22 protein-coding genes and 1 pseudogene are annotated in these 26,574 nt (G+C 70.1%); 15 read left to right on the top strand and 8 right to left on the bottom strand.

Annotated features, from left to right (window positions below; translation table 11 throughout):
* Window positions 1-5: 5 nt before the first annotated feature.
* On the bottom strand, window positions 6-1,643 hold the full coding sequence (gene pgm / locus AB0B91_RS28500; protein WP_358325772.1) for a phosphoglucomutase (alpha-D-glucose-1,6-bisphosphate-dependent): 1,638 nt from the start codon (window positions 1,641-1,643) through the stop codon (window positions 6-8).
* 76 nt (window positions 1,644-1,719) lie between these two features.
* Between pgm and AB0B91_RS28505 the strand changes: the two genes are divergently transcribed.
* The 3 genes from AB0B91_RS28505 to thrS are packed head-to-tail and all read left to right on the top strand — an operon-like array spanning window position 1,720 to window position 5,281.
* Window positions 1,720-2,613, top strand: a complete 894-nt coding sequence (locus AB0B91_RS28505; protein WP_358325774.1) for an LLM class F420-dependent oxidoreductase — start codon at window positions 1,720-1,722, stop codon at window positions 2,611-2,613.
* A 50-nt stretch (window positions 2,614-2,663) separates the two neighbouring features.
* The gene (locus AB0B91_RS28510; protein ID WP_358325776.1) at window positions 2,664-3,269 is read left to right on the top strand and encodes a glycoside hydrolase family 25 protein; all 606 of its coding nucleotides are present in this window, start codon (window positions 2,664-2,666) and stop codon (window positions 3,267-3,269) included.
* A gap of 20 nt (window positions 3,270-3,289) precedes the next feature.
* Window positions 3,290-5,281, top strand: a complete 1,992-nt coding sequence (gene thrS / locus AB0B91_RS28515; RefSeq protein ID WP_358326037.1) for a threonine--tRNA ligase — start codon at window positions 3,290-3,292, stop codon at window positions 5,279-5,281.
* Window positions 5,282-5,335: 54 nt separating this feature from the next.
* On the opposite strand, the gene AB0B91_RS28520 is transcribed toward thrS, so the two are convergent.
* Window positions 5,336-5,539 carry a TM2 domain-containing protein gene (locus AB0B91_RS28520; protein WP_138664761.1) on the bottom strand — a complete coding sequence of 68 codons (204 nt, stop codon included), beginning with the start codon at window positions 5,537-5,539 and terminating at the stop codon, window positions 5,336-5,338.
* A gap of 369 nt (window positions 5,540-5,908) precedes the next feature.
* Between AB0B91_RS28520 and AB0B91_RS28525 the strand changes: the two genes are divergently transcribed.
* Window positions 5,909-6,859 carry an LLM class flavin-dependent oxidoreductase gene (locus AB0B91_RS28525; protein WP_358325780.1) on the top strand — a complete coding sequence of 317 codons (951 nt, stop codon included), beginning with the start codon at window positions 5,909-5,911 and terminating at the stop codon, window positions 6,857-6,859.
* 202 nt (window positions 6,860-7,061) lie between these two features.
* Here the strand turns inward: AB0B91_RS28525 and AB0B91_RS28530 are convergent, their stop codons facing one another.
* Both AB0B91_RS28530 and AB0B91_RS28535 read right to left on the bottom strand, forming a co-directional pair.
* Window positions 7,062-7,451 carry an Asp23/Gls24 family envelope stress response protein gene (locus tag AB0B91_RS28530; protein ID WP_358325783.1) on the bottom strand — a complete coding sequence of 130 codons (390 nt, stop codon included), beginning with the start codon at window positions 7,449-7,451 and terminating at the stop codon, window positions 7,062-7,064.
* Between the two features lie 1,086 nt (window positions 7,452-8,537).
* Window positions 8,538-9,335: an SDR family oxidoreductase gene (locus tag AB0B91_RS28535; RefSeq protein WP_358325786.1), complete on the bottom strand. Its 798-nt coding sequence runs from the start codon at window positions 9,333-9,335 to the stop codon at window positions 8,538-8,540.
* A gap of 79 nt (window positions 9,336-9,414) precedes the next feature.
* Between AB0B91_RS28535 and AB0B91_RS28540 the strand changes: the two genes are divergently transcribed.
* Window positions 9,415-9,846, top strand: coding sequence for a MarR family transcriptional regulator (locus AB0B91_RS28540; protein ID WP_358325789.1), 432 nt, complete (start codon window positions 9,415-9,417; stop codon window positions 9,844-9,846).
* Between the two features lie 122 nt (window positions 9,847-9,968).
* Here AB0B91_RS28540 and AB0B91_RS28545 read toward each other — a convergent pair.
* Window positions 9,969-10,139: pseudogene (locus AB0B91_RS28545) on the bottom strand (helix-turn-helix domain-containing protein); the annotation flags it as partial.
* A gap of 221 nt (window positions 10,140-10,360) precedes the next feature.
* Between AB0B91_RS28545 and AB0B91_RS28550 the strand changes: the two are divergent.
* On the top strand, window positions 10,361-10,891 hold the full coding sequence (locus AB0B91_RS28550) for an HIT domain-containing protein (protein ID WP_358325792.1): 531 nt from the start codon (window positions 10,361-10,363) through the stop codon (window positions 10,889-10,891).
* On the opposite strand, the gene AB0B91_RS28555 is transcribed toward AB0B91_RS28550, so the two are convergent.
* From AB0B91_RS28555 to AB0B91_RS28565, 3 genes are all read right to left on the bottom strand, one after another.
* Complete coding sequence (locus tag AB0B91_RS28555) at window positions 10,847-12,892, bottom strand: hypothetical protein (RefSeq protein ID WP_358325795.1); 2,046 nt, start codon at window positions 12,890-12,892, stop codon at window positions 10,847-10,849. The two genes, AB0B91_RS28550 and AB0B91_RS28555, sit on opposite strands and share 45 nt — an antisense overlap.
* Window positions 12,893-12,987: 95 nt before the next feature.
* Window positions 12,988-14,574 (bottom strand): family 10 glycosylhydrolase, encoded by a 1,587-nt coding sequence (locus AB0B91_RS28560; RefSeq protein ID WP_358325798.1) that lies wholly within the window; start codon window positions 14,572-14,574, stop codon window positions 12,988-12,990.
* Window positions 14,575-14,702: 128 nt separating this feature from the next.
* Window positions 14,703-16,841, bottom strand: a complete 2,139-nt coding sequence (locus AB0B91_RS28565) for an elongation factor G-like protein EF-G2 (RefSeq protein WP_358325801.1) — start codon at window positions 16,839-16,841, stop codon at window positions 14,703-14,705.
* 145 nt (window positions 16,842-16,986) lie between these two features.
* Here AB0B91_RS28565 and pgsA point away from each other — a divergent pair, with 145 nt between their 5' ends.
* The 9 genes from pgsA to AB0B91_RS28610 all read left to right on the top strand — a co-directional run bounded on the left by pgsA (window position 16,987) and on the right by AB0B91_RS28610 (window position 26,564).
* Window positions 16,987-17,619, top strand: coding sequence for a phosphatidylinositol phosphate synthase (gene pgsA, locus AB0B91_RS28570; protein ID WP_358325804.1), 633 nt, complete (start codon window positions 16,987-16,989; stop codon window positions 17,617-17,619).
* On the top strand, window positions 17,616-18,524 hold the full coding sequence (locus tag AB0B91_RS28575) for a phosphatidylinositol mannoside acyltransferase (RefSeq protein ID WP_358325807.1): 909 nt from the start codon (window positions 17,616-17,618) through the stop codon (window positions 18,522-18,524). Before pgsA ends, AB0B91_RS28575 begins: the two co-directional genes overlap by 4 nt.
* Window positions 18,521-19,651, top strand: a complete 1,131-nt coding sequence (locus AB0B91_RS28580) for a glycosyltransferase family 4 protein (protein WP_358325810.1) — start codon at window positions 18,521-18,523, stop codon at window positions 19,649-19,651. Before AB0B91_RS28575 ends, AB0B91_RS28580 begins: the two co-directional genes overlap by 4 nt.
* A complete protein-coding gene (locus AB0B91_RS28585; protein WP_358325813.1) occupies window positions 19,648-20,190 on the top strand; it encodes a hypothetical protein in 543 nt (180 codons plus the stop codon). The genes AB0B91_RS28580 and AB0B91_RS28585 overlap by 4 nt, the downstream gene beginning before the upstream one ends.
* Window positions 20,191-20,267: 77 nt before the next feature.
* On the top strand, window positions 20,268-21,275 hold the full coding sequence (locus AB0B91_RS28590; protein WP_358325816.1) for a DUF3048 domain-containing protein: 1,008 nt from the start codon (window positions 20,268-20,270) through the stop codon (window positions 21,273-21,275).
* Between the two features lie 108 nt (window positions 21,276-21,383).
* Window positions 21,384-22,304 carry a pyridoxal 5'-phosphate synthase lyase subunit PdxS gene (pdxS, locus tag AB0B91_RS28595; RefSeq protein ID WP_358325819.1) on the top strand — a complete coding sequence of 307 codons (921 nt, stop codon included), beginning with the start codon at window positions 21,384-21,386 and terminating at the stop codon, window positions 22,302-22,304.
* 845 nt (window positions 22,305-23,149) lie between these two features.
* Window positions 23,150-24,832 carry an alkaline phosphatase D family protein gene (locus AB0B91_RS28600; RefSeq protein ID WP_358325822.1) on the top strand — a complete coding sequence of 561 codons (1,683 nt, stop codon included), beginning with the start codon at window positions 23,150-23,152 and terminating at the stop codon, window positions 24,830-24,832.
* Window positions 24,833-24,931: 99 nt separating this feature from the next.
* Window positions 24,932-25,354 carry a MarR family transcriptional regulator gene (locus AB0B91_RS28605; protein WP_358325825.1) on the top strand — a complete coding sequence of 141 codons (423 nt, stop codon included), beginning with the start codon at window positions 24,932-24,934 and terminating at the stop codon, window positions 25,352-25,354.
* A gap of 43 nt (window positions 25,355-25,397) precedes the next feature.
* Window positions 25,398-26,564, top strand: coding sequence for an MFS transporter (locus AB0B91_RS28610; protein ID WP_358325828.1), 1,167 nt, complete (start codon window positions 25,398-25,400; stop codon window positions 26,562-26,564).
* Window positions 26,565-26,574 lie beyond the last annotated feature (10 nt).

A 26,574-nucleotide genomic window follows, 5' to 3' on the forward strand; every position in this document is an offset into this window, starting at 1 on the left:
TGGCCTCAGCCCAGGGTGGCGGAGACCAGGGAGCGGGCCGCCTCCTGGACCTCAGCCAGGTGGTCAGGCCCCTTGAACGACTCGGCGTAGATCTTGTAGACGTCCTCGGTCCCCGACGGCCGGGCGGCGAACCAGGCGCTCTCCGTCGACACCTTCACCCCGCCCAGCGGCGCCCCGTTGCCCGGCGCCGCCGTCAGCACCGAGGTGATCGGCTCGCCGGCCAGCGACGTCGCCGTGACCTGGTCGGCCGACAGCTTGCCCAGCACCGCCTTCTCCTCCCGTGTCGCCGGCGCGTCCACCCGGGCGTACGCCGGCTCGCCGTAGCGGGCGGTGAGGTCCCGGTAGTGCTCGCTCGGCGAGCGCCCCGTGACCGCGAGGATCTCCGACGCCAGCAGCGCCATGATCACGCCGTCCTTGTCCGTCGTCCACACCGAGCCGTCGCGGCGCAGGAACGACGCCCCCGCGCTCTCCTCGCCGCCGAACCCGAGTGAGCCGTCCAGCAGCCCCGGCACGAACCACTTGAAGCCCACGGGCACCTCGTACAGCCGCCGCCCGAGCGAGTCCGCCACGCGGTCGATGACCCCGCTGCTGACCATCGTCTTGCCCACCCCGGCACTCGCGGGCCAGCCGTCGCGGTGCGCGTAGAGGTAGGAGATCGCCACGGCCAGGTAGTGGTTGGGGTTCATCAGCCCGCCGTCGGGCGTGACGACGCCGTGCCGGTCGGCGTCGGCGTCGTTCCCGGTGGAGATCTGGTACGTGTCGCGACTGGCGATCAGCGAGGCCATGGCGTACGGCGACGAGCAGTCCATCCGGATCTTCCCGTCCCAGTCGAGCGTCATGAACCGCCATGTCGGGTCCACCAGCGGGTTGACCACGGTCAGGTCGAGCCGGTGCCGCTCGGCGATCTCCCCCCAGTAGGCCACGCTGGCCCCGCCGAGCGGGTCCGCGCCGATCCGTACCCCCGCCGACCTGATCGCGTCGAGGTCGAGGACCGAGGGCAGGTCGGCCACGTACGCGCCGACGAAGTCGTAACGCCCGGTCGTGTCCGCCCGCAGAGCCTTCGTGTACGGGATGCGGAGGATGTTCTTCATACCGCCGGCCAGCAGGCGGTTGGCCCGGTCCTGGATCCAGGTCGTGGCGTCGGTGTCGGCCGGACCGCCGTGCGGCGGGTTGTACTTGAAGCCGCCGTCGGCCGGCGGGTTGTGCGACGGCGTGATCACCACCCCGTCCGCCAGCCCGGTGGACCGGCCCCGGTTGTGGGTGAGGATCGCGTGGGAGACGGCGGGCGTCGGCGTGTAGCCGTCACGGCTGTCGATGAGCACCCGCACCTCGTTGGCCGCGAACACCTCCAGCGCCGACACCCTCGCCGGCTCCGACAGCGCGTGGGAGTCGATGCCGAGGAACAACGGCCCGTCGGTGCCCTGGGCGTGGCGGTACTCGCAGATCGCCTGGCTGGTGGCGAGGATGTGATCCTCGTTGAACGCCGTGTTCAGCGACGAGCCACGATGCCCGGAGGTGCCGAACGCCACCCGTTGCGCCACCTCATCGGGATCGGGGTGGAGGGCGTAGTAGGCGGTGACCAGCTTGGCGACGTCGACCAGGTCGGCGGGCTGGGCGGGTTGTCCGGCGCGTTCGTGGCTCATGGGGCCACTTTACGAGTGGCAGTAGGGAGACCGTCGGCTAGACTCGCGTCAGTCACTAGAATGGAGTTCTGTTGCCATGCGTATCGGGCTGCTCCTGAATGAATCCAAGGACCCGGACCCGCTGGGCGGGCTCCGCGACAGCCTCGCCCAGGCGGCCGACGACGGCTTCGCCTCCGCCTGGCTGTCGCACATCTTCGGCCTCGACGCCCTCACCGCGCTGGCCGTGGCGGGCAGCCAGGTGCCCGGCATCGAGCTCGGCACCGCCGTGGTGCCGACCTACCCGCGCCACCCTCTCGCGCTCGCCCAGCAGGCCATGACGGTCAACGCGGCGGTCCGCGGGCGGCTGTCGCTGGGCATCGGCCTGTCGCACCAGATCGTCATCGAGAACATGTTCGGCTACAGCTTCGAACGGCCCGCCAGCCACATGAAGGAGTACCTGAACATCCTGATGCCGGCCACCCGCGGCGAGCAGGTCGACTACGACGGCGAGACCCTCAGGGGTCACGCCCGGCTCACCACGCCCGGAGCAGGGGTGCGGGTGCTGATCGCGGCCCTGGGCCCGCGCATGCTCAAGCTGGCCGGCACCGTCGCCGACGGCACCGTGCTCTGGATGACCGGCCCCAGGACCGTCGCCGAGCACGTCACGCCCGTCATCACCGCCGCCGCGAGCGAGGCCGGGCGGCCCGCGCCGCGCGTGGTCTGCTCGCTGCCGATCTGCGTGACCGACGACGCCGACGCCGCCAGGGCTCGCGCCAACGAGGTCTTCTCCATCTACGGCCAACTGCCCTCCTACCGGGCCATGCTCGACCGGGAAGGCGCGGCCGGACCGGGCGACGTGGCGATCGTCGGCGACGAGGACAGCGTGGGCGCCCAGATCGACGCGCTGGCCAAGGCCGGGGTGACGGAGTTCGTGGCCTCCGAGTTCGCCAAGCGGGAACGTACCAGGGCATTCCTCAAGACGCTTCTCTGATCGGCGCGTCGGCCCAGGGACCGGGAGGCATCCGAATAAACTCCCGCAAGGTGAAGCGCGAGCTGCATGGCATAGACGTGTCCAACTGGCAGGGCTCCGTCGACTGGACCGACCACGCGGGAGCGGGGGTCAGCTTCGCCTTCGCCAAGGCCACCGAGGGCGGCGACTACACCGACCAGTACTTCGCCCGCAACTGGCAGGGCATGCGGGAGAGCTGGATCGTCTGCGGCGCCTACCACTTCGCGCGTCCGAAGGGCGACGCGGCCGAGCACGCGCGCCACTTCCTGCGCGCGATCACGGCGGCGGGCGGGCTGCGCCGTGGCGACCTGGTCGCGCTCGACCTGGAGAACAACGACGGGCTCCGGCCCGAGCAGGTCGCCCACCACGCCCGCCGCTGGTGCCACTACGTCGAGCGGCACGGCGGCGTGCGCCCGTTCGTCTACACCTTCCAGTCGTTCGCCCGCGCGGGCAACTGCGCGGGCCTCGGCGACTATCCGCTGTGGATCGCCAGCCCGGAGAAACCCCGCGGCGAGCCGCTGGTGCCCAGCCCCTGGCGGGACTGGACGATTCATCAGTATGCGAACAGTCCGCTCGACCGCAACGTCTTCCACGGAAGCCGGGAAGACCTGACAAGGCTGGGGTTTCACCCGCGATAGCATCGGTGTTCACCACGACAGTGCTATCCAAGGGAGTCACCGTGTCAGCCGAGCTACGCATCACCCTCGCCGGAGCCGAGCGTGTGGTCGCGGCCGGCACGACGGCCGGTGACGCGCTGGAGGCCGACGGCCGCACCGTCATCGCCGCCAGGGTCAACGGAGAGGCCCGCGACCTGGCCCACCAGGTCGCCGAGGGCGACGTCGTCGAGCCGATCGAGGTCGCGAGCGACGAGGGCCGGGCCATCGTCCGCCACTCCACCGCCCACGTCATGGCACAGGCGGTGCAGGAGCTGTTCCCCGGGGCCAGGCTCGGCATCGGGCCGCCCGTCGAGAACGGCTTCTATTACGACTTCGACGTCGAGCAGGCCTTCCACCCCGACGATCTCAAGCGCGTCGAGAAGCGCATGCGCGAGATCGTCAAGCAGGGCCAGCTGTTCTCCCGCCGGGCCGTCTCCGACGACGAGGCCCGCGAGGAGCTGGCCGCCGAGCCGTACAAACTCGAGCTCATCGGGCTCAAGGGCGGCGCCGACTCCGACGAGCACGCCGGCGTCGAGGTCGGCGCCGGGCAGCTGACCATCTACGACAACCTCGACCCGAAGACCGGCGAGCTGTGCTGGAAGGACCTGTGCCGCGGCCCGCACGTGCCCACCACCAGGTCCATCCCGGCGTTCAAGCTGATGCGCTCCGGCGGCGCCTACTGGCGCGGCAGCGAGAAGAACCCGCAGCTGCAGCGCATCTACGGCACCGCGTGGGAGTCGCGGGACAAGCAGGACGCATACCTCAAGCTCCTTGAAGAGGCCGAAAAGCGCGACCATCGCAAGCTGGGCGTGGAGCTCGACCTGTTCAGTTTCCCGCCGGAGCTGGGCAGCGGCCTGCCGATCTTCCATCCCAAGGGCGGGATCATCCGCAAGGAGATGGAAGACTACATGCGCAGGCGGCAGGCCGAGGCGGGCTACGAGTTCGTCAACACCCCGCACATCACCAAGTCGTCGCTGTTCGAGACCTCGGGCCACCTGCCCTGGTATGCCGACGACATGTTCCCGGCCTTCGAGCTGGAGGGCATCGAATACCGCGTCAAGCCGATGAACTGCCCGATGCACAACCTGATCTTCAGGGCGCGCGGGCGGTCCTACCGGGAGCTGCCGCTGCGGCTGTGCGAGTTCGGCTCGGTCTACCGCTACGAGAAGTCGGGCGTGGTCCACGGGCTGACCCGGGTGCGCGGCATGACGCAGGACGACGCGCACATCTACACCACCAGAGAGCAGATGGCCGACGAGATCAAGTCGCTGCTGAGGTTCGTGCTCAGCGTGCTGCGTGATTTCGGCCTGGTCGACTTCTACCTGGAGCTGTCCACCCGCGACGACTCCGACAAGTTCATCGGTGACCCCGCCGAGTGGGAGGAGGCGACGCAGGCGCTGCGCCAGGTCGCCACCGAGTCCGGGCTGGAGCTGGTGGACGACCCGGGCGGCGCGGCCTTCTACGGGCCGAAGATCTCCGTTCAGGCCAAGGACGCCATCGGCCGCACCTGGCAGTTGTCCACGATCCAGCTCGACCTCAACCAGCCCAAGCGCTTCGGTCTCGAATACCAGGCGGCCGACGGCAGCCGGCAGACCCCCGTAATGATCCACCGCGCGCTGTTCGGCTCCGTCGAGCGCTTCCTCGGCGTGCTGACCGAGCACTACGCGGGCGCTTTCCCCGCCTGGCTGGCTCCGGTGCAGGTGGTCGGCATCCCGATCGCCGATGCCCATGTGGCCTATCTGCAGGATGTCGCCAAGAAGCTGCGTGAGCGCGGGATCCGGGTCGAGGTCGACGCGGCCGACGACCGCATGCAGAAGAAGATCCGCAACGCGCAGAAGTCGAAGGTCCCCTACATGCTGCTCGCGGGCGACGACGACCTCGCCAACGGCGCGGTGTCCTTCCGCTACCGCAGCGGCGAGCAGAAGAACGGCATCCCGGTGGACGAGGCGATCGCTGAGATCATCAACGCCGTGGAGCGCCGCGTCCAGGTCTGACGTTCGGTTGTCGAAGGGGTACGGCGGGCGTCCGCCGTACCCCTTCGTGCGTCGTTACTTGGCCAGGGGCTGGCCCTGCTTGTCGGTGAACTTCCCGATGAGGATCATGATGAAGTCGATCAGCACCCAGACACCCAGACCGCCGAGGGTGATGAGCTGGAGGATGCCGGTGCCGATCTTGCCGACGTAGAAGCGGTGGACGCCGAGCGCGCCCAGGAAGAAGCAGAGCAGGACAGCGACGATCCATGACTTGGCCATGAAAGAGTCCCTTTCGATTGGGGAGTTGGGCCGGGCGCTGAGGGCATGGTGAGCCCGGTCGGTGTTCATCCGCGGGAGTGATCACCGCGGTGCACGAACGCTAGCAACAGGAGCCCCGGGCCACCAGTGCTTCGGCGCTTTGTCAGCCGACGCGCTCCATATGCGGAAATATCCTCTCATCTCGGTAAATATCCGCTATGGCGGGATGAAAAGGTTGGTGGGCTCGGGCATGCGGTACGCTGACCGTACTCCGAAGATCACGCTTCCCAGAGAGATGCCGCAGAGCGGAAGCAGGCCCGCACATCGCGTGTGAGGACCCGGAGGGGCGGTGCGACTGTTCGCATGCCCTTTCGAAGGAGTGTTCTCCCGATGAACGTAGGTCTCGGCCTTCCCATCAACGACCCCGCGCAGCTGCTGACCTGGGCCCGCCGCGCCGACGCCGGCCCCTTCAGCGCGCTCGGCCTGCTCGACCGGCTCGTCTACGACAACCCCGAGCCGCTGGTCACCCTCGCCGTCCTGGCCGGCGCCACCTCGCGCGTCCGCCTCCAGACCGAGGTACTGATCGCGCCCCTCCACAACACCGCTGTCCTGGCCAAGCAGGCCGCCACGCTCGACCGCCTGTCCGGTGGCCGGTTCACGCTCGGCATCGGCACGGCCGGGCGCGAGGACGACTACCTGGCGGCCGGCGCCGACGTCCACCGGCGGGGGCGCCGCCTGGACGAGCAGCTCGCCCTCCTGCGCCGCGCCTGGTCCGGCGAGCCGTACGGCGCCAGCGCCAGCGCCAGCAACGGCGATGGCGACGGCGCCAGCGCCAGCGCCAGCGCCAGCGATGGCGACGGCGGCGGCCGCGGCGGAGCCGGAGCTGGAGTCGGAGTCGGTCCGATCGGTCCCGCGCCCGCCCGTCCAGGCGGCCCCGAGGTGCTGTTCGGCGGCTTCGTCCCGGCCGTCTTCGAGCGTGTCGCCCGATGGGGTGACGGCTTCCTCGGCGCGGGCCTGGGGCCCGGGTGGATGGACACGGCCTTCCGCGACGTGGAACAGCGCTGGGCGCTCGCCGGCCGCGAGGGCCGTCCCCGGCTGGTCGCCCAGGTCAACGTCGCCCTCGGCCCGGACGCGGTGGTCGCGGAGGCCCGGAAGGAGATGGGCGGCTATTACGCGTTCACCGGCCGTGCCGAGCACATGCTGGACGGCCTGCTCACCACACCCGCCCGGATCCGGGACGCCGTCACGGCGTTCACCGGCATCGGCGCCGACGAGCTGATGCTCTACTGCTGGGCTTCCGACCCGGACCAGATCCACCGCCTGGCCGACACCCTGTCCTGACACATCCCAGCGACACCCTGCCGCCACGCTCGGGACCAGACCTCTGACGGCGAAGGCGGTCGGCCCGTTGGGCCACCACCCCGACCCCGCCCTGCCCGTTGGCCCGCCGCCCCGGCCCGACCGGTGTTCGGACCCCTGGCTTCGGGTCGGTGCTCTGGCGTCGCGTCCGGGGCCCGGGGGCTTGCGTGGGTTTCCTCTCCGTTCAGAAGGGGTCTGGTTCCGGGGGGTCTGCGGTGGGTTGGGGTTCGCCCGGGAGGCGGACGTCGTCGACCGTGACGTTCACCTCGGTTACCCGCAGGCCGAGCATGCGGCTGACACTGCGGGCCACGTTGGTCTTGACGGCGGTGGCGACCTCCATCACCACGTGGCCGTACTCGACCACGATCGTCAGGCTCACCGCCACCTGGCGGTCCTGGATCTGGGCGTTGATGCCCTGGGTGCCGCGCCGGGAGCCGATGCCGATGCGGTCGCGGACCGACTCGAAGGCTCGGGCGAGGTCGCCGCCCAGGTCCGCCACGCCCGGCACCTCCATCACCGCGAGGAAGGTCACCTTCTCCACCACCTCGTCCGCGACCTTGATCCGGCCCTTCACCACGGCTGCGGCAGCAGACGGCTGCTCTCCAGCGAACGCCGGCGCGGCCGCCTCTCCGTACGGAGCGGTACCGGAGTAGGGGGCGGCACCGGTGTACGGCGAGGCGCCGGATCCGACGGCGGTGGACGCGGCGGTGCCGGGCGCAGCGGCGCCGCCAAGCCCAGCGGGCCCGAGTCCAGTAGGCCCGGAGCCAGCGGCCTCAGAGCCAAGAGCCCCAGAGCCAGCGGCCGCAGATGCATTGGGCCCAGGGTCAGAGAGGCCAGATCCAGTGGGTCCAGAGCTGGCGGCTGCAGATGCATTAGGTCCAGGGTCGGAAAGGCCGAGTCCAGTGGGCCCAGGGTCGGAAAGGCCGAGTCCAGTGGGCCCAGGCCCGGTGAGGTCAGGTCCGAAGGCGGGGCCGGATCTGGCGGCCTCAGATCCGGCGGAGCCAGATACAGCAGCTACATGGCCAGCGAGACCAGATTCGGTGGTGCCAGATCCGGAGAGGTCAGTTCTAGCGGCGCCAGTTGCAGAGAGGCCAGGTCCGCTGGGGCTGGGCTCTGCGGTGCCGGCGCCGATGTCGGGGACTCCGGCGCCGATTCCGCGGACGCTGGCGCCGCTGGAGTCGGCGCTGACACCGCGAACCCCGCGGCCGGAGCGACCGAAGCCGCCCGAGCCGGCGGCGCGGACCGGGCCGACGCCGTACGTGTCGGGGCCTCGTTCTGCGGTGTCGGTCCCGGTGTCGCTGTATCCCGTGGCGCTGGATCCGGTGTCGCCGTATCCCGTGGAGTTGGCTTCTGTGGCGCCGTATCCCGTGCTGCTGGATTCTGTGGTGCCCGGTTTGGGGGTGTCGTCGGCTAACGCGTCGGTCATCGCGGCCTCCTCTGAGCGGTGTTCAGCGCGATCTGTCGTGGAACAGCGGGCGTTCACGCTCGGGAGGAAACGATAGCGCGGGAGGCCCGTCAAGGGCCGAGCGGTGCGGTGACGGCGACTTACGGGGGTGGCGGCGGGTAGTGCACCAGCAGGTGCACGTGATCAGGCTCGCCGTCGAACTCGCCCAGCGGTTGTGCCGGCGATGGATGCCTCGAGTTTCCTCCGGGACGCTGTTCAGGGACGGGCCAGGCGGCGGCCAACGGACAGAACGAACGACTCTGGGAGGCGCTGAGAGAAGACCCGGGCGAGCAGCGCGTTGCGGCCGCCGTCCACGACGGACGACTTGCGGGTGGCCAGCGTTCGGAACGCGGTGGCGACGACCTGCTCGGGAGCGCGCTTCTTGCCGGCGCCGGCAATATTCGGCCCCGCGGTCATGGGCGTGTCGGTCAGGCCGGGGCAGAGGGCCAGGATGCGTACGCCGGTGCCCGCGTTCTCGGCGCTGACCGCCTGCGTGAAGGAGCGGACGAACGCCTTGCTGGCGGCGTAGGCGGCCAAATAGGGGATGGGCATGAAGGCCGAGGTGCTGGCCACGTTGACGATCACGCCGCGGCCCCGGGCCCGCATCCCCGGCAGGAAGCGCAGTGTGGTGCCCATGACGGCCTGGACGTTGAGGTCCACCAGCGCCGCGAGCCGCCCGGGGTCGGCCTCGGCGGCGTCGCCCCGGTGCGAGACCCCCGCGTTGTTCACCAGGAAGTCGATGTCCTGGCCGCCGGTTTGTTCGTAGAGCCGGGCGGAGGCGTGCGGATCGGACAGGTCGAGCGGCACGGCCGTGACCCGCACGCCGTACGAGGCCGTCAGGGACTCGGCCATGACCTTCAACGTGGCGTCTGAGCGCGCCACGAGGACAAGGTCGGCGCCGCGTCGCGCCAGCTCCCGGGCGAACGCCGCGCCGATGCCGGTGGAGGCGCCGGTGACCAGGGCCGTCCGGCCGGTGAGGTGGGACAGGTCATGCATGATCAGTTTTCCTTCCATGAGAAACTCATTGAGATATTCAAGCATACGCTTGAGGTGCTCAACGACTTTCTCAAGGAACACCGCCTACCATGGAGCCATGGAACCGGCCCTTCCCGAACTACTCACTCAACTCTTCGACGTCGCCGACACGGCCAGGGCGGAGGCGACCGCGACGCTGGCGGAGTTCGAGCTGAGCGGCTCCCAGGCCGGCATGCTGTGGGCGCTGAACCCGGCCCTGCCACCCGTGCCCATGCGCGAACTCGCCCGCCGCCTCCTGTGCGACCCGTCGAACGTCACGCTCATGAGTGCCAAGCTGGAGAAGGCGGGCCTGGTCGAACGACGCCCACACCCCTCCGACGGCCGGGTCCGGGTGCTGGCCCTCACCGAACGCGGCGTCGAGGTCTGGCACAAGCTCATGGACCGGATCACGGCCACCTCGCCGGTGCTCCGCCTCAGCTCCGCCGAGCGTCGGCGGCTGGCCGAACTGCTCACCAAGATCCAGAACTCGGCAGACAGCCCGAGGCCCTGAACGCGTTCCCTCAGGGAAAAACGTGACGCCAAGGGGGTTCGGCGGGCAACCTAGCGGGATGACCACGAACGTTGGCCGGGTTTGGTCGCGCGGCTTTGTGGCGGGGTCGACCCCAACGATGCTGGACGGCCTCCCGCCCACCGAGGGTCCAAGCAGGTCAGCCCGATCTCGTTGAAGGCATGGATCACATCCCGCACGGTGTCTTCATGCGCCGCGACCAGCCGTGCGATCGTCGGAGTGGGCGTCCCGGACGCCGACGCCATGATGATCATCGCCCGGCGTACCCGGATCGATGTGACCGATCAACTCGACACCGCGCATCCCAGGATCGCCACCTCACTCGACCCGGTGAACGTTCGTGGTCATCCCACTAGGTGGTCTGGACGGAAGAGGCCACACCACAGCCAGTGGTGCCCTACCTCCAAGCCCGGTCCTTCAGGGCCGGGTCAAGTTGACGATTGTGCCGGAAGCCTGGGCCGTTTGTCCCCGGACCTGGGGCCCTATGCTGCTAGATATGCACGATCAGGCAGGGGCCGGGGCACCCGATAACTTCCAGCGTCTGTGGACTCCGCATCGCATGGCCTACATCAAGGGTGAGGGCAAGCCGACCGGGACGGGCGCCGAGGACGGGTGTCCGTTTGACGCCATTCCCAAGATGAGCGACGAGGATGGGCTGGTCGTGGCCAGGGGCGAGGTCGTGTACGCGGTGCTCAACCTCTACCCCTACAACTCCGGCCACCTCATGATCGTGCCCTATCGGCACGTACCAGACTACGACTGTCTCGATGGCGCGGAGTTGCTGGAGCTGGCGGAGTTCACGCAGCGGGCGGTGCGCGCGCTGCGCAAGGCGAGCGGCGCCCAGGGGTTCAACGTGGGCATGAACCTCGGCCAGGTCGCGGGCGCGGGCATCGCCGCGCACCTGCACCAGCACGTGGTGCCGAGGTGGGGCGGCGACACCAACTTCATGCCGGTCGTCGCGCAGACCAAGGTGTTGCCGCAGCTACTTCGTGACACCCGCGAGTTGCTCGCCGACGCGTGGGACTGACGGCCCCGGCAGCGCGGCGATGCCCGCCGACAGCAGCAGCGGGATCGCCAGGGCCAGGGCCATCGAGAGCACGGCCGCGCCCGAGTCGTTGACCAGCATGCCGATCACGCCGCTGACGAGGGTGCCGATCAGGCCGGCCCGCAGCGCGGGGGAGTGGGTGAAGGCGGCGGGCACCACTCCGGCGGAGGCCTGTTCGGGGCGCAGGATCGCGTAGACGAGGAACGCGACGGCGGCGATCACGATCGGCATCAGGTTGGGGCTGAGCAGTGTGTGGAGCATGGCGTTGAGCTTGCGCAGGATGACGTCGAACGCCTCGCCGGTGAGCACCTGGCCGACGAACCGGCCCAGGTGGGTCTGCTTGTCGGGCGGCTGCAGGTAGTTGACGACCGCGAACGTCATCACGATCACCGCCCCCGCCACGCAGAACGCCCCCAGCTTGACGATCGACACCCGCTTGCCCGCCAGGATCAGCGCGGTCACCGCGATGCCCGGCACGAACGCGATGACGCCGCCGAAGTCGCTGCCCATGCCCGAGCCGCCGAGCACCATCGCGAACGCCCCCAGCACCGCCACCGCCGCCACGCCCACCTTGCCCGGGAAACGGTGGGCGATGGTCGTGGTGGCCAGCAGCGTGCCGGTGGCCAGCAGCGCGAACGGGATGTTGCCCAGGCCGTAGTAGCGGGCGCCCACCTCGGCGCTGTAGCCCATGATGCTGTTGAGCTGCAGGGTCGTGCCGGTCAGCAGGTCGCCGGCGAGGGTGAGCGCGGTGATGCCCGCCACGACCGCGAGCGGGCCGAGCGGTGCGCGCCGCCACGGCCCCGCGCAGGCCAGGAGGGTGATGGCCGCCACCCAGCCGAGTACGCCGCCGAGCAGGCCGAGCAGGGTGGACCAGGGCAGTAGGTTGACCAGGTAGCTGGAGACGGGCAGTGATGCCAGGGCGACCGCCGCCAGGCGTACCCACGGCAGGCCCTTGCGGCGGCGCAGCAGCAGGAACGCGATCAGGTAGAACAGGACCTGCAGCACGGCAATGACGGTGAAGTAGATGCCCTTGACCGAGCGGATCGTCTGGGCGGTGGCGTCGGCGCGGCGCAGCCGGTCGATCGTCGCGCCCTGCGCGCCCACCTGGAGCGGCACGCCCACGACCGTGTCGGGCACCGGAACGCCCGCCGTGGTCAGCGCGGTGGCGGTCAGGTCGGGCAGGATCGAGATGTCGTCGCGGTGCGTGGAGGCGGCCCCCAGCAGGTGGCCCTGGGCGCCCGGCTGGCGCAGCATCGCGACCCGCAGGTGCGGCACGGAGCCGTGGTCCGACAGGCCGGCCAGGATGACGGTCGCGTCGGCGGGCAGGGCCGCCAGCAGCGCGCCCGTCTTCGCGTCGGCCTGGCGCAGCGCGTCGCGGCGCTCGCGCGCACCGAGCTGGTCGGGCACGCGCGGCAGCGTGCCGGTGGCCAGGTAGGGGCGGATCAGGTCGTCGACCTCCACCGCCACCATCGGGCACCGCGCCAGGTCGGCGGCCGGGACCTGATCGGGAGAGGCGAGGTAGCGGGACACGGCGCCGTTGCGGTCGGCCAGCGCCAGCGCGGCGCCGGGGCCGACCGCGACCGAGCACTTGCCCGCGGCCTTCAGGGCCTCGCCGAGGGTGCCCGCGTTGCGCTGGCCCGCCACGTCGATGAGGTAGCGGTAGTCGGGGATGACGGCGCCGTCGCCGCGCGCCTCCGGCGTCGGGGGCGCGCCGCAGCTGTAGCCGGCGGCCGACCTGGTGCCCGCCGACACGGTGAGCCACCCGTCATAGGGGCAGGTCAGGCCGCCGACCGTGCGTACGGACAGTGATCCGATCGCGCTGGCACCGGCGAGCCGCCACAGGTTGGGCGTGTCGTTCGGAGTGATGTCGTTCCAGTGGAGCCCCGGCACGCCGATGAGCGCCACGCGCCCGCCGCCGTCCTCGGCCTGCCCCGCTTGGGCGAACCCCCCTACCAGCAGGAGAGTCGCCAACACGACCAGCACGCGCCTCACGGGAATGTCCCCCTACGATCTACGGCTACCGTCCGCAGCATCGTCTCACCTCGCCGTGGGTGTCGAGACCGTTCGGCACCAGCCTCTCAGACCGGGGCGACCGTCACCTTGGCGGGCTCGCTCTCGTTCTGGAGGCGGTCGAGGGAAGTCACCAGATAGGTGCCTGGGGTCTTCGTGGTGAAAGTGGGTGATGTGACGACGGCCACGAGATTGCGGGCGTCGGTGGCCTGGCAGTCCTGGCCCGACTTCGGGACCTGGTAGACCGCGTACGAGCGGGCGCCCTGACTCGCCTTCCACGAGATGACGGCGCCGGCCGCCTTGGCCCCGGCGGGCTTGGCCGGGGCGACGCCGCCGCGGTCCTTGATGAGCGGCAGCAGCGCCGGGCGGCCGTAGTGGTCGTCGGCCAGGCGGTCGATGGCGCTCAGCGGGTTGCTGAGCAGTTGGGCGGCGCTGAAGAAGACATCGCCGTCGACCTGCTTGTAGTCGCGGTTGTACGTCAGATGGGCGGCCAGCTCGCCCGGCTTGGTCCAGGCCTTGTCGTCCGTGGTGCCCACCCGGTAGAGGGCCTGGCCGATGTAGAGGTCGACGCCGGTGCCCTTGACCTCGTTGTTCCACCAGGGCACCAGGGCCCGGTAGTCGGCCAGCCGGAAGCCGCGCGACCAGTAGAGCTGCGGCATGATGTAGTCGACCGTGCCCGACTTGATCCAATGCCGCGCATCCGCATAAATCGAGTCATAGGCCGACATGCCAGAGGTGCTGGAGCCCGTCGGATCGTCCGACTTGTTGCGCCAGATGCCGAACGGGCTCACCCCGAACTTGACGTACTTCTTGGTCGCGTGCACGGCCGCGTCGACCTGGGCGATCAGCTTGTCGACGTTGCCGCGCCGCCAGTCGGCCAGCTTCGCGCCGTCGCCGTACTTTGTAAAGGCAGCCGCGTCGTGGAAAACGCCGCCCTCGCCCGGATACGGATAGAAGTAGTCGTCGAAGTGCACCCCGTCGATGTCGTAACGCCGCACCACGTCGGTGACGACCTTGGTGACGTGCTCGCGGACCTGCGGCAGGCCGGGGTTGTAGTAGAGACGGCCGTCGTACTTGACGGTCCAGCCGGGGTGCTGGCGGGCCGGGTGGCCGGCGGGCAGTTTGGCCGTGTCGGCGTCATAGGCGGCGCGATAGGGGTTGAACCAGGCGTGGAACTCCAGGCCGCGCTTGTGGGCCTCGTCGATGAGGAACGGCAGCGGGTCCCAGCCCGGGTCCTTGCCGGGTGTGCCGGTCAGATACTGCGTCCACGGCTCGATCGAGGACCTGTAGAGCGCGTCGGAGGCCGGCCGCACCTGTACGAAGACCGCGTTGAAGCGGCGCTTGACGGCGGCGTCGAGCAACTTGACGTACTCGGCCTGCTGCTTGGCCACGGGAAGGCCGGTGCGCGAGGGCCAGTCGATGTTCTTGACCGTGGCGATCCAGACGCCGCGCAACTGGCGCTTGGGGTAGCGGGCGTCGGCGGTGCAGGCGGTCTTCGCCCGCGCGGAGCTCGCCGTCTCCGTGCCGGACGAGCCGGTCGAGGCCGAGGCGGTCGCCGCGGGCGTCTCCTTGGGTCCCGGGCCGAAGAGGTAGGCGGCGCCGGCTGTGACGGTGGCGAGGGCGGCAGCGGCTATAAGAGGGCGTCCGGTTCGCATGATGCTTCAGTTTGGCATTGCCTCTGACGTGCTTAGGTCAAAAAAAAGAAATCGATTCGTGATGTTCGTGTGCTGAAAGTGACGGCTGGGCCGGGAGGGGCGGCGCTCCTCCCGGCCCGGACCGGCCGTCAGTCGCCGGTGGCGACCTTGTCGGCCACGTGCGTCGGCAGCGGCTCGTAGCGCAGGAACGAGCGCTGGAAGGTGCCGGTGCCGTGCGACATGGACCGCAGGTCGATCGCGTAGCGGGTGATCTCCAGCTCGGGCACCTCCGCCTTGACCAGGGTACGTCCCGTGCCCACCGGCTCGGTGCCGAGCACCCGGCCGCGCCGCGACGACAGATCAGACATCACCGAGCCCACGTAGTCGTCGGCCACCAGCACCGACAGCTCGTCGACCGGCTCCAGCAGCAGCGTCGACACTTTCGACGCGGCCTCCTTGAGCGCCAGCTGCCCGGCGATCTGGAAGGCCATGTCGGAGGAGTCGACCGAGTGCGCCTTGCCGTCGTACAGCGTGACGCGCACGTCCACCATCGGGTAGCCGGCGACCACGCCCCGCTCCATCTGGGCCCGCACGCCCTTCTCGACCGACGGGATGAACTGCCTGGGCACCACGCCGCCGACGATCTTGTCCACGAACTCGAAACCCCCGCCGGAGGGCAGGGGCTCCACTTCCAGATGGCAGATCGCGAACTGGCCGTGACCGCCCGTCTGCTTGACGTTGCGGCCCATCGCCTGGCACCTGCCGCCGAACGTCTCGCGCAGCGGCACCCGCAGGTCGACGCGCTCGACCTCGACGCCGTGCCGCTTGGACAGCCGGTCGAGCAGCACGTCGGTGTGGGCCTCGCCCATGCACCAGAGAACGAGCTGCCGGGTCTCGGCGTTGTTCTCCAGCCGGAGCGTCGGATCCTCGGCCACCAGGCGGCCCAGCGCCTGCGACAGCTTGTCCTCGTCGGCCTTGGACTTGGCCTGGATGGCGACGGGGAGCAGCGGCTCGGGCGTCTCCCATGCCGTCATGAGCAGGGGTCTGTCCACCTCCGACAGCGTGTCGCCCGTCTCGGCCCGGGAGAGCTTGGCCACCGCGATGATGTCGCCCGCCACGCCCTTGGCGGCGCCGCGCTGCTGCTTGCCCAGCGGGCAGGTGAGCGTCCCGATGCGCTCGTCCACGTCGTGGTCCTCGTGCCCGCGCTCGGCCAGGCCGTGCCCGGACACGTGCACGGTCATGTCGGGACGCAGGGAGCCGGAGAAGATGCGCACCAGGCTGATGCGGCCCACGTACGGGTCGCTGGTGGTCTTGACGACCTCGGCGACCAGCGGGCCGTCGGGGTCGCAGGTGATGCCCTTGACGGGTTTGCCGTCCAGGGAGGTGATCTCCGGCATCGGGTGTTCGAGCGGGGAGGGGAAGCCCTGCGTCATGAGTTCGAGCACCTCTTGGGCGCCCACGCCGATGCCGCTGCAGAGCACGGGGAAGAAGCTGCCCCGCGCGACGGCCTTCTCGAGGTCCTCGATGAGGACCTTGGTGTCGATCGGCTCGCCCTCCAGGTAGCGCTCCATGAGCGACTCGTCTTCGCTCTCCTGGATGATGCCCTCGATCAGGACACCGCGGTGCTCCTCGATCTGCGACTGGTACTCGGTACCCGGTTCCTTCTCGGTGCGCGTGCCCGTGGCGTAGTTGTAGAACTTCTGCGACAGCAGCCCGATCAGGCCGTTCACGTGCCCGTTGGTGATCACCGGCAGGTAGAGGGGGGCCACGCCGTCGCCGAAGATGTCCTGGCAGGTGGCGAGGACCTCGTCGAAGTCGGCCCGCTGGTGGTCGATCTTGGTGATCACGACGGCCCTGGGCATGCCGACCTGGCTGCACTCCTCCCACAGCATCTGGGTGAGCCCGTCGATGCCCTCCGAGGCCGACACGACGAAGAGGGCGGCGTCGGCCGCGCGCAGCCCGGCGCGCAGGTCGCCCACGAAGTCGGCGTAACCGGGGGTGTCCAGAAGATTGATTTTGATGCTGTTGTGCACCAGCGGCGCGAGCGACAGGTTCACCGAGCGCTGCTGCCGCACCTCCACCTCGTCGAAGTCGCTGACCGTGTTGCCGTCCTCCACACGGCCGGCCCGCTGGATCGTGCCGGTCGCGGCCAGCAGCTGCTCGACGAGGGTTGTCTTACCCGCTCCTGAGTGGCCGACCAGCACGACATTGCGTATCGCATCCGCCCTGTCGGCCGCTGGTGCCCTGCCCGCGGCTCCCATGGCTTGGCCAGGGTTCTTCTCTGCCACATTCGCCTCCCGCGTCGTCGGTTGAGGTTGCCAACGCCGCGCCCGAGCGAGGGGACAGAAACCGCATGGACGCGGTGTGTTCACCAAATACCCCTGTGGCGAATATCACAAGGGGGATGGGGCAAAGAAAGTCGTCGGCTCGTTAATGGCCTACGATCAGACGGCGATGCTGAAACTCCTGCGCCCGGCCATGACCCGGATACTCACCCCGCTGGGCAGGGCACTGGCCGCCCGCGGGATCGGCCCGAACGTCGTCACGGCGATCGGCACGATCGGCACCGTCGTCTGCGCCCTGCTCTTCCTGCCTCTGGGCCAGTTGTCGTGGGGTGCCCTGCTGATCACGGTGTTCGTGCTGTTCGACCTGCTCGACGGCCTGGTGGCCCGGCTCGGCGGCAAGGGGGGCAGCACCTGGGGCGCGTTCCTCGACTCGACACTCGACCGGGTGGCCGACGCCGCCATCTTCTGCGGGCTGATTCTTTACTTCATCTCGAAGCACGACACGCTGATGGCCGCGGTGACGCTGGCCGGCCTGGTCGCCGGGGCCCTGGTGTCCTACGCCAAGGCCAGGGCGGAGGGGCTCGGGCTCACCTGCGACGTGGGGCTGGCCGAGCGGCCGGAGCGCCTGGTCGTCGCGCTGGTGGCCACCTTCTTCGCCGGGCTCGGCGTGCCGTACATTCTCCCCGCCGGGATGTGGCTGCTGGCGATCGCCGGCGCGATCACGGTGGTGCAGCGAGTGGTCCACGTTCATGGGCAGACGAGGCAGGCTGGGGAGCGATGAGCCAGAAGACGTCCGTCACCGATCGCGTCGTCGCCGCGGGGTTCGCGGCCGGCTGGAAACTGGTCCCGCTGCTGCCCCAGCGCGCGACCGCGGGGGCCTTCAACCTCCTGGCCGACCGGGTGTGGCGCAGGCGCGGCCGGTCCGTACGCCGCCTGGAGTCCAACCTGGCCAGGGTGACCGGGCTCGATCCCGGCAGCCGCGAGATACGCGAGCTGAGCAGGGCGGGTATGCGCTCCTACTTCCGCTACTTCCACGAGGTGTTCCGGCTGCCGTCGATGCGCCGCGAGGACATCGTCCGCCGCACGCACGTGACCGGCGCCGAGCACATCCACGACACGGTGGCCGCCGGGCGCGGGGTGGTGCTGGCGCTGCCGCACATGGGCAACTGGGACCAGGCCGGCGCGTGGCTGGTGGGCGTGGGCCATCCGTTCGCCACCGTCGCGGAGCGGCTCAAGCCCGAGTCGCTGTTCCGCCGCTACGTCGCCTTCCGCGAGGGGCTGGGCATGGAGGTGCTGCCGCTCACGGGCGGTGACGGCCACAACTTCGGCACCCTCGCCACGCGCGTACGGCGGGGCGGCGTCGTCTGCCTGCCGGCCGAGCGCGACCTGACCAAGAGCGGCATCGAGGTGCGCTTCTTCGGCTCGGCCACCAAGGTGCCCGCGGGGCCGCCGCTGCTGGCCGTGCAGACCGGGGCGGCGCTGCTGCCCGCCACCGTCTACTTCCACGGTGACGACTGGGGGATCGACATCCACGAGGAGATCCCCGTGCCCGAGGAGGGCACCAGGCAGGAGAAGGTCGCCATCGTGGCGCAGCGCCTGACGGACGTCTTCGAGAAGGGCATCTCCGAGCACCCGGAGGACTGGCACATGCTGCAGCGGCTCTGGCTGGAGGACCTGGCCAGATGAAGGTCGGCATCGTCTGCCCCTATTCCTGGGACATGCCCGGCGGGGTCAAACAGCACATCGACGACCTGGCCCAGGCACTGATCGCGCAGGAGCACGACGTCTCGGTCATCGCGCCGGCCGCCGACGACGAGGAGCTCCCGCCGTATGTGACGGGTGCGGGCCGGGCCATCCCGGTGCCGTACAACGGGTCGGTGGCCAGGATGTCGTTCGGCTTCATCTCGGCGGCCCGGGTGCGGCGCTGGGTGCGTGACGGCGGCTTCGACGTGCTGCACATCCACGAGCCGCTGGTGCCGAGCCTGGGCGTGCTGGCCTGCTGGGCGGCCAAGGGGCCGATCGTGGCCACCTTCCACGCCTCCTGGACGCGCTCGCGGGCCATCGCGGTGGCCGAGCCGCTGCTGCGCAGCGCGCTGGAGAAGCTCAGCGGCCGCATCGCGGTCTCCGACGCGGCCCGCAAGAGCCTGGTCGAGCAGTTCGGCGGCGACACCGTGCTGATCCCCAACGGCGTCACCGTCAGCCGCTACGCGCGCGCGGAGCCGCTCGACGGGTGGGGGCCCGACGGCGCCACGCTCGGCTTCCTCGGCCGGATGGACGAGGAGCGCAAGGGCCTGCCGATCCTGCTGGACGCCTTCAAGCCGCTGGCGGCCGAACGTCCGGGGCTCAAGCTGCTCATCGCCGGGCCGGGCGACGCCAAGGACGTCTACGACCGGGTGCCCAAGGCGCTGCACGACCGGGTCACCGTGCTCGGCCAGGTGAGCGAGGCCGACAAGATCCGCGCCTACCACTCGGTCGACGTGTTCTGCGCGCCCAACACCCGGGGTGAGAGCTTCGGCATCGTGCTGGCCGAGGCGATGGCCTCCGGGGCGACCGTGCTGGCCAGCGACATCCCCGCCTTCCGCAGGGTGCTGGGCGAGGGCCAGGCGGGCGCGCTGTTCACCAACGGCGACCCCGCCTCGCTGGCCCGCGAGGCGGCCGCGCTGCTCGACGCCCCGGAGCGCCGCGCCAAGCTGGCCGAGGAGGCGCTGGTCGCGGTCGGCAAGTACGACTGGTCGACGGTCGCCCGTGACGTGGTCCGGGTCTACGAGACGGTGACGTCCAGCGGTGCGGGCGGCGTGGAGGAAGACCTGTGACCCCGACCATGATCGTGCTGATCGCGGGCCTCGTCGTGGTGCTCACGGCCGTCTACATCTCGTGGCGGGCGGGCCGGCTCGACCGGATGCACATCCGGCTGGAGCTGGCCCGCGAGGCGCTCGACGCCGCGCTCATGCGGCGCAGGGCCGTCGTGCTGGAGCTGGCCGGCTCCCGGCTGCTCGATCCGGCGACCTCGCTGGTGCTGGCCGCGGCGGCGCACGAGGCCAGGATGGCCGGGCCCGAAGATCGCGAGCACGCCGAGAGCGACCTGTCGGGCGCGCTGCGCGCCGTCGTCGACCAGGAGCGCTTCACCGAGAAGCTGTCGGAGTCGCCCGGCGGCCAGGCCCTGCTCGAAGAGCTCGGCGCGGCCGTGGCCAAGGTCGTCTACTCGCGCCGCTTCTACAACAGCGCCGTGGGAGTCACGCGTACGGCCCAGCGCCGCTGGCTCGCCAGAGTCCTTCGCCTGGCCGGGCACACCGAATACCCGCAATTCTTCGAGATTGATGACAATCCGCCCGCGACTATGGCAACTGAATGACCTGATTTGGAGAGCGCCGGTAGGCTTCTTCCGTTTCTGGGCCCATGCGGAGGAGTACACAGGTGCGGCTACCTCGGATGATTACCGTGACGCTGGCCGGGGCGGCTGTCCTGCTGCCGGTCGCGGCCTGCTCGTCGGACGAGCCCGCCGCGGGCAAGGCGCCGCAGGCGGCCACGGCTTCCCCGACCGAGGAGCCTACGGAGGAGGCGGGCAAGACCCATCCCTTCACCGGACTGCCGATGGAGGGTGGCGCCAAGCCGGTGCTCGCCGTGAAGATCGAGAACACCGCGGCCGGCAAGCCCCAGCTCGGGCTCAAGAGCGCGGACATCGTCTACGTCGAGCAGGTCGAGGCCGGTCTGACCCGACTGATGGCCGTCTTCTCCTCGAAGCTGCCGGCCAAGGTGGGGCCCGTGCGCAGCGCCCGCATCTCCGACCTGCACATCGTGCCGCAGTTCGGCAAGCCCGCGTTCGCCTACTCGGGCGTGCAGTCGCTGATGCTGCCGTTCATGGCCAAGGCCTCGCTGTACGACGTCGGCGACACCCGCAACCCGGGCGCCTTCTTCCGCCAGCCGGGCCGCTTCGCCCCGTACAACCTGTTCGCCACCACCAAGAAGCTGCTGTCGCGGGCGCCGGGCGCCGACAAGGCCAAGGACATCGGCTTCACCTTCGGCGACGCCCCGGCCGACGGCGGCGTGGACAAGAAGTCGTACACCGTCAAGTGGCCCGCCGCGCGCTTCACCTTCGGCTGGTCCGAGGCGGACAAGAAGTGGCTGATCTGGCAGGACGGCAAGAAGGACATGGCGGCGGAGGGCGGCCAGCTCGGCGCGCCCACGATCGTCGTCCAGTACACCAAGACCGAGCGCTCCCAGTTCCACGACAAGAACCAGAGCTACACGCCCCTGGTGCACAGCGTCGGCAAGGGCACGGCGGTGGTGCTGCGCGACGGCAAGGCGTACAAGGCGAAGTGGGAGCGGAAATCCGAGGAGAGCGGTACGACGTTCACCACGGAGAGTGGCGAGCCGATGAACTTCGCGCCCGGCCAGGTCTGGGTCGCGCTCGCCAGCCGCAAGCCCGTTATCCCATGAAAAGCCCACCTAGATGTACAAGAGCCTTGATAAATCCTGACATCGTGGTGTGTCAGGAGAGAGGTCTTCAGGACCTACCATGGGCTTGATAACTTACCGTTCGCCTTTGTGAGGAAGACCGTCGTGTCCAGCACGCCCGAAAACACCCCCGTCACCGGAACTGCGCGCGTCAAGCGCGGCATGGCCGAGATGCTCAAGGGCGGCGTCATCATGGACGTCGTCACCCCCGAGCAGGCGAAGATCGCCGAAGACGCCGGCGCCGTCGCCGTGATGGCCCTGGAGCGCGTGCCCGCCGACATCCGCGCGCAGGGCGGCGTTTCCCGGATGAGCGACCCCGACATGATCGACGGCATCATCGCCGCGGTGTCGATCCCGGTCATGGCCAAGGCCCGCATCGGCCACTTCACCGAGGCCCGCGTGCTGCAGGCCCTGGGCGTCGACTACGTCGACGAGTCCGAGGTCCTGACCCCGGCCGACTACGCCAACCACATCGACAAGTGGCAGTTCACCGTGCCCTTCGTGTGCGGTGCGACGAACCTGGGCGAGGCCCTGCGCCGCATCACCGAGGGCGCGGCCATGATCCGCTCCAAGGGCGAGGCCGGCACCGGCGACGTGTCCAACGCGGTCACCCACATGCGGACGATCCGCGGCGAGCTCAAGCGGCTCACCTCGCTGCCCGAGGACGAGCTGTACGTCGCCGCCAAGGAGCTGCAGGCGCCGTACGAGCTGGTCGCCGAGGTGGCCCGCAGCGGCAAGCTGCCCGTCGTGCTGTTCACCGCGGGCGGCATCGCCACCCCGGCCGACGCGGCGATGATGATGCAGCTCGGCGCCGAGGGCGTGTTCGTCGGCTCCGGCATCTTCAAGTCGGGCGACCCGGCCAAGCGCGCGGCGGCCATCGTCAAGGCCACGACGTTCTACGACGACCCCGACGTCATCGCCAAGGTCTCGCGCGGGCTGGGCGAGGCGATGGTCGGCATCAACGTCGACGACATCCCGCAGCCGCACCGCCTCGCCGAGCGCGGCTGGTAACAGGGCCTCCTGGCTCTTGGCTTGAGCGACGGCGCGCCCCTCTGACGGGGGGCGCGTCTGACGGCGCGCTGCTCTGACGGCAGGCCCCCTGAAGGGGGTGCACGTCTGGCGCGACCTTCGGGTCTCGTGCCGCAGGCGGGCACCCGCGCCTGCGGCGCCGTGCGATGCGTCCCGGTGCTCTTGCGTGCCGTAGGTGTACGGCCTCCGCCCATCTCAGGCGCGCAGATGGCGCCGCTTGCGCGCAGGCGCGCCCATGCTCTGCGTGTCGCGCGGCGCCTTTGCCTGCCGTCGCGCGATGTGTCCCTGCACCTTTTGCGTACCGCAGGTGGGCGGCGTCCGCCTGTCTGTTGCGCGCAGACGGACAGGCGCGCCCATGCCGTGCGTGTCGCGCACGGCCTTTGCCGCGGTCGCGGGCGACGCGCTCTGTGGGGTTCATGCGTCGCAAGGGGCGATATCCGTGCCTCGCGTGGAGCCATCGCGTGCGATGCGTCCCCGTGCCTTTGCGTGCCGCAGGCGGGCGGCGTCCGCCGGTGGCGCGCAGGTCCGTGGCGCGCCCGTTTCTCTTGCGCGTCGCCTGCCCTGTCTTTGGGCGGCCCGGCGCGGTCACGCCGGGCGCGTCCTCTGCGGCGACGCGCGCCTGCTCCGGCGCGTCGTCGCAGGCCGTAGGGGTGTGGGGTGAGATGATCTAGGAAGCCGGGCGCGTCGCCGGGGCGGCGGAAATTTCCGTATGGGGCGATATCCGTGAAGGATGTCGTCTTTTTCGTGTTAGGTGGTGTTCACCGGGGCGTCATGATCCTCCGTCAGGTTACGAGACGTCCCCTCGCCGACCTCCCCGGGAGCCCCCCTTGTCCAAGCTCAACCGCCGCCACTTCCTCGTCGCCGGGTTAACCGCGGGCGCCGCCGCGGCCATCCCGGCCACCACCGCGAACGCCGATCCCGTCAAGGACCCCGCCGCCGAGACCGCTCAGAGCCTGGCCTCGCGCGGCCTGACGACCGACCCGTTCACGCTCGGCGTCGCCAGCGGCGACCCGGACCACGAGGGCTTCGTGCTCTGGACCCGCCTGGCCCAGCAGCCGCTGGCCGAGGACGGTTTCGGCGGTATGCCGCAGCGGCCGTTCCCCGTGCTGTGGCAGATCTACTCCGACGAGAGGTGCCGCCGGGTGGTCCGTAGCGGCGTCGCCGTGGCCGCTCCCGAATGGGGTCACACCATCCACGTCGAGGCCGACCATCTCGGCTCCGACCGTGAGTACTGGTACCGCTTCCGCGTCGGCCCGTACATCTCGCCCGTCGGCCGGGCCAAGACCGCCCCGCACCCCCTGTCGTACGGCGGCGCCCTGTCGATGGCGTTCGTCTCCTGCGCCCAGTACGAGCACGGCTACTTCACCTCGTACCGCAGGCTGGCCGAGGAGCACCCGGACCTGATCCTTCACCTGGGCGACTACCAGTACGAATACACCAAGAACACCTACAACATCCCCGGCGGCAACGTACGTAACCACGAGGGTCCCGAGACCGTCACGCTGGCCAACTACCGCCAGCGTCACGCCCAGTACAAGGCCGACGCCGACCTGCAGGCCGCCCACGCCGCCGCCCCCTGGCTGGTCGTCTTCGACGACCACGAGGTGGACAACAACTGGGCGGACGAGATCCCGGAGCACGCCGAGGACCAGCCGACCTTCCTGCAGCGCCGCGAGGCGGCCTTCCGGGCCTACTACGAGAACATGCCGCTGCGCCGCACCTCCATCCCGCGCGGCATCGACATGCAGCTCTATCGGCGGGTGCGCTGGGGCCGGATGGCCAGCTTCCACATGCTCGACACCCGGCAGTACCGCGACGACCAGGGCTGCGGCGACGGCTACAAGGACTGCCCGGCCGCCGTCGACCCCAGCAGGTCGATCACCGGGGCCGCCCAGGAGGAATGGCTGGTCGACGGCTTCCACAAGTCGCGCGCCCAGTGGGACATCATCGGCCAGCAGGTGTTCTTCGCCCAGCGTGACAACAACGCCGGCCCGGCGAAGGTCACCAGCATGGACGCCTGGGACGGCTACGTCGCCTCGCGCCAGCGGATTACGCAGGGCTGGGTCGACGCCAAGGTGCGCAACCCGGTCGTGCTGACCGGCGACGTGCACGCGCACTGGGCCAGCGACCTCAAGCTGAACTACGACGACCCGACCGGCCCGACGGTGGGCTCCGAGCTGGTGGCCAGCTCGATCTCCACCGGCGGCGACGGCGCCGACTCCGACCCGGCCACGCACCCGTTCCTGGCCATCAACCCGCACCTGAAGTTCTACAACAACCAGCGCGGCTACGTGCTGACGAAGATCGAGCGTGACGCGATCACCGCGGACTTCAAGGTGGTGCCGCACCTGCGCGAGCCCGGCGCGGAGGCGTACACCAGGGCGACGTTCGTGGTCGAGGACGGCGTGCCCGGCGTGCAGCAGACGTACCTGCGCCCGCTCGACCCGTCCGTGCTCGCACGGCGCGTCACGGTGGACGAGACCGTCCGCCTGGAGACCGAACGCCCGTAACCCCCGCAAAGATAACGCCCGCAAAGGCGGCGTCCGTAGGGGCGCCGCCTTTTTCGCATTCGGAATATTAGCCAGACTAAGTTAGTTAGGCTAAGTATCATGAGCGACGATCCCGCCGAGCTGGCCGAACAGGTCTCCGCGGTGCTCCGCCACCTGGTCCTGCTGCTCAGGCGCACGGTGGCGGGCCAGCCGGTCACCAGCCAGCAGTACGCCGTCCTCGGCTCCCTGGAGCCCGGCCCGCGCCGGATGACGGAGCTGGCCGAGGAGCACGCCGTGCAACTGCCCACCATGACCGTGCAGATCAACCGTCTGGAGGACGCCGGGCTGGTGGCCAGGGGCTCCGACCGCGCCGACGCCCGCGTCAGGACGGTCGAGCTCACGGACGAGGGCCGCGTCCGGCTGCTGGCCGTGCGCCAGGCCAGGATCGCCCACCTCAGCCGCGAACTGGCGGCGCTCACCGATGAGGAGCGAGCCGCCCTGGCGGTCGCTTTGCCGGCACTGGCGAAGCTGGGCCGCACGTGAAAGGAGCACTATGTCGTCCGGTGGCGGAATCCTTCGTCAGCCGATGTCCGTCTGGGCCACCGCCTTCGCCGCGGTGGTCGCGTTCATGGGCATCGGCCTCGTCGACCCCATCCTGCCGTCCATCGCCCAAGGTCTGAAGGCCACGCCCAGCCAGGTGTCGCTGCTGTTCACCAGCTACTTCCTGGTGACCGCCGTCGCCATGCTGCTGACCGGCTGGGTCTCCAGCCGCATCGGCGGCAAGCGCACGCTGCTGGCCGGGCTCACCCTGGTGATCGTGTTCGCCGCGCTCTCGGGCACCTCCACCAGCGTCGCCGAGCTCGTCGGCTTCCGCGCGGGCTGGGGCCTGGGCAACGCGCTGTTCGTGGCCACCGCGCTCGCCGTCATCGTCGGCGCGGCCAGCGGCGGCGGTGCCGCGGCCATCATCCTGTACGAGGCCGCGCTCGGCCTGGGCATCTCCGCCGGACCGCTGGCCGGAGCGCTGCTCGGCGACTGGAACTGGCGAGCCCCCTTCTTCGGCACCGCCACCCTGATGGCCATCGGCTTCGTGCTGATCGCCACGCTGCTGAAGACGACGCCCAAGCCCGCCGTCAGGACCAAGCTCAGCGCGCCCATCCGGGCCCTGGCCCACGGCGGCCTGTCCACCACGGCCTTCACCGCGCTGTTCTACAACTTCGCCTTCTTCACGATCCTCGCCTTCACCCCGTTCATCCTGCACATGACCGCCTACGGCATCGGCGCGGTGTTCTTCGGCTGGGGCGTGTGCGTGGCGCTCGCCTCGGTGTTCGCCGCGCCGCCGCTGCAGCGCCGGATCGGCTCGGTGAACGTCCTGCACCTCGCGCTGGGCCTGCTGGCCGTCCTCCAGGTCGGCATCGCCGTGTCGGGACACGCCGGGATCATCGTCTGCACGATCCTGTCCGGCATCCCGATCGGTCTGAACAACACCGTCTTCACCGAGTCGGCCATGGAGGTCTCCGACGCGCCCAGGCCCGTCGCCTCCGCCGGATACAACTTCGTCCGCTGGATGGGCGGCGCGCTGGCCCCGTTCATCGCCACCAAGCTGGGCGAGGAGCTCGGCGCCCCGGTGCCGTACGCGGTCGGCGCCCTCTGCTGCCTGGTCGGCATGGGCATCCTGTACGCCCGGCGCCACCACCTCAGCGCCCTGGCCCGCGTGGACGGCATCGCCGTCCAGGAGGCCGCCGCGGTCGGCTGATCGCGCCCCG

Source organism: Nonomuraea sp. NPDC049141, assembly GCF_040648415.1.
Lineage (GTDB): Bacteria > Actinomycetota > Actinomycetes > Streptosporangiales > Streptosporangiaceae > Nonomuraea.

Excerpts from the sequence above, each read along its gene's own strand:
- pgm (WP_358325772.1), bottom strand. The coding sequence starts at position 1,643 with ATGAGCCACGAACGCGCCGGACAACCCGCCCAGCCCGCCGACCTGGTC.
- AB0B91_RS28505 (WP_358325774.1), top strand. The coding sequence starts at position 1,720 with ATGCGTATCGGGCTGCTCCTGAATGAATCCAAGGACCCGGACCCGCTG.
- AB0B91_RS28520 (WP_138664761.1), bottom strand. The coding sequence starts at position 5,539 with ATGGCCAAGTCATGGATCGTCGCTGTCCTGCTCTGCTTCTTCCTGGGC.
- AB0B91_RS28525 (WP_358325780.1), top strand. The coding sequence starts at position 5,909 with ATGAACGTAGGTCTCGGCCTTCCCATCAACGACCCCGCGCAGCTGCTG.
- AB0B91_RS28535 (WP_358325786.1), bottom strand. The coding sequence starts at position 9,335 with ATGGAAGGAAAACTGATCATGCATGACCTGTCCCACCTCACCGGCCGG.
- AB0B91_RS28540 (WP_358325789.1), top strand. The coding sequence starts at position 9,415 with ATGGAACCGGCCCTTCCCGAACTACTCACTCAACTCTTCGACGTCGCC.
- AB0B91_RS28550 (WP_358325792.1), top strand. The coding sequence starts at position 10,361 with ATGCACGATCAGGCAGGGGCCGGGGCACCCGATAACTTCCAGCGTCTG.
- AB0B91_RS28560 (WP_358325798.1), bottom strand. The coding sequence starts at position 14,574 with ATGCGAACCGGACGCCCTCTTATAGCCGCTGCCGCCCTCGCCACCGTC.
- pgsA (WP_358325804.1), top strand. The coding sequence starts at position 16,987 with ATGGCCTACGATCAGACGGCGATGCTGAAACTCCTGCGCCCGGCCATG.
- AB0B91_RS28575 (WP_358325807.1), top strand. The coding sequence starts at position 17,616 with ATGAGCCAGAAGACGTCCGTCACCGATCGCGTCGTCGCCGCGGGGTTC.
- AB0B91_RS28580 (WP_358325810.1), top strand. The coding sequence starts at position 18,521 with ATGAAGGTCGGCATCGTCTGCCCCTATTCCTGGGACATGCCCGGCGGG.
- AB0B91_RS28590 (WP_358325816.1), top strand. The coding sequence starts at position 20,268 with ATGATTACCGTGACGCTGGCCGGGGCGGCTGTCCTGCTGCCGGTCGCG.
- AB0B91_RS28605 (WP_358325825.1), top strand. The coding sequence starts at position 24,932 with ATGAGCGACGATCCCGCCGAGCTGGCCGAACAGGTCTCCGCGGTGCTC.
- AB0B91_RS28610 (WP_358325828.1), top strand. The coding sequence starts at position 25,398 with ATGTCCGTCTGGGCCACCGCCTTCGCCGCGGTGGTCGCGTTCATGGGC.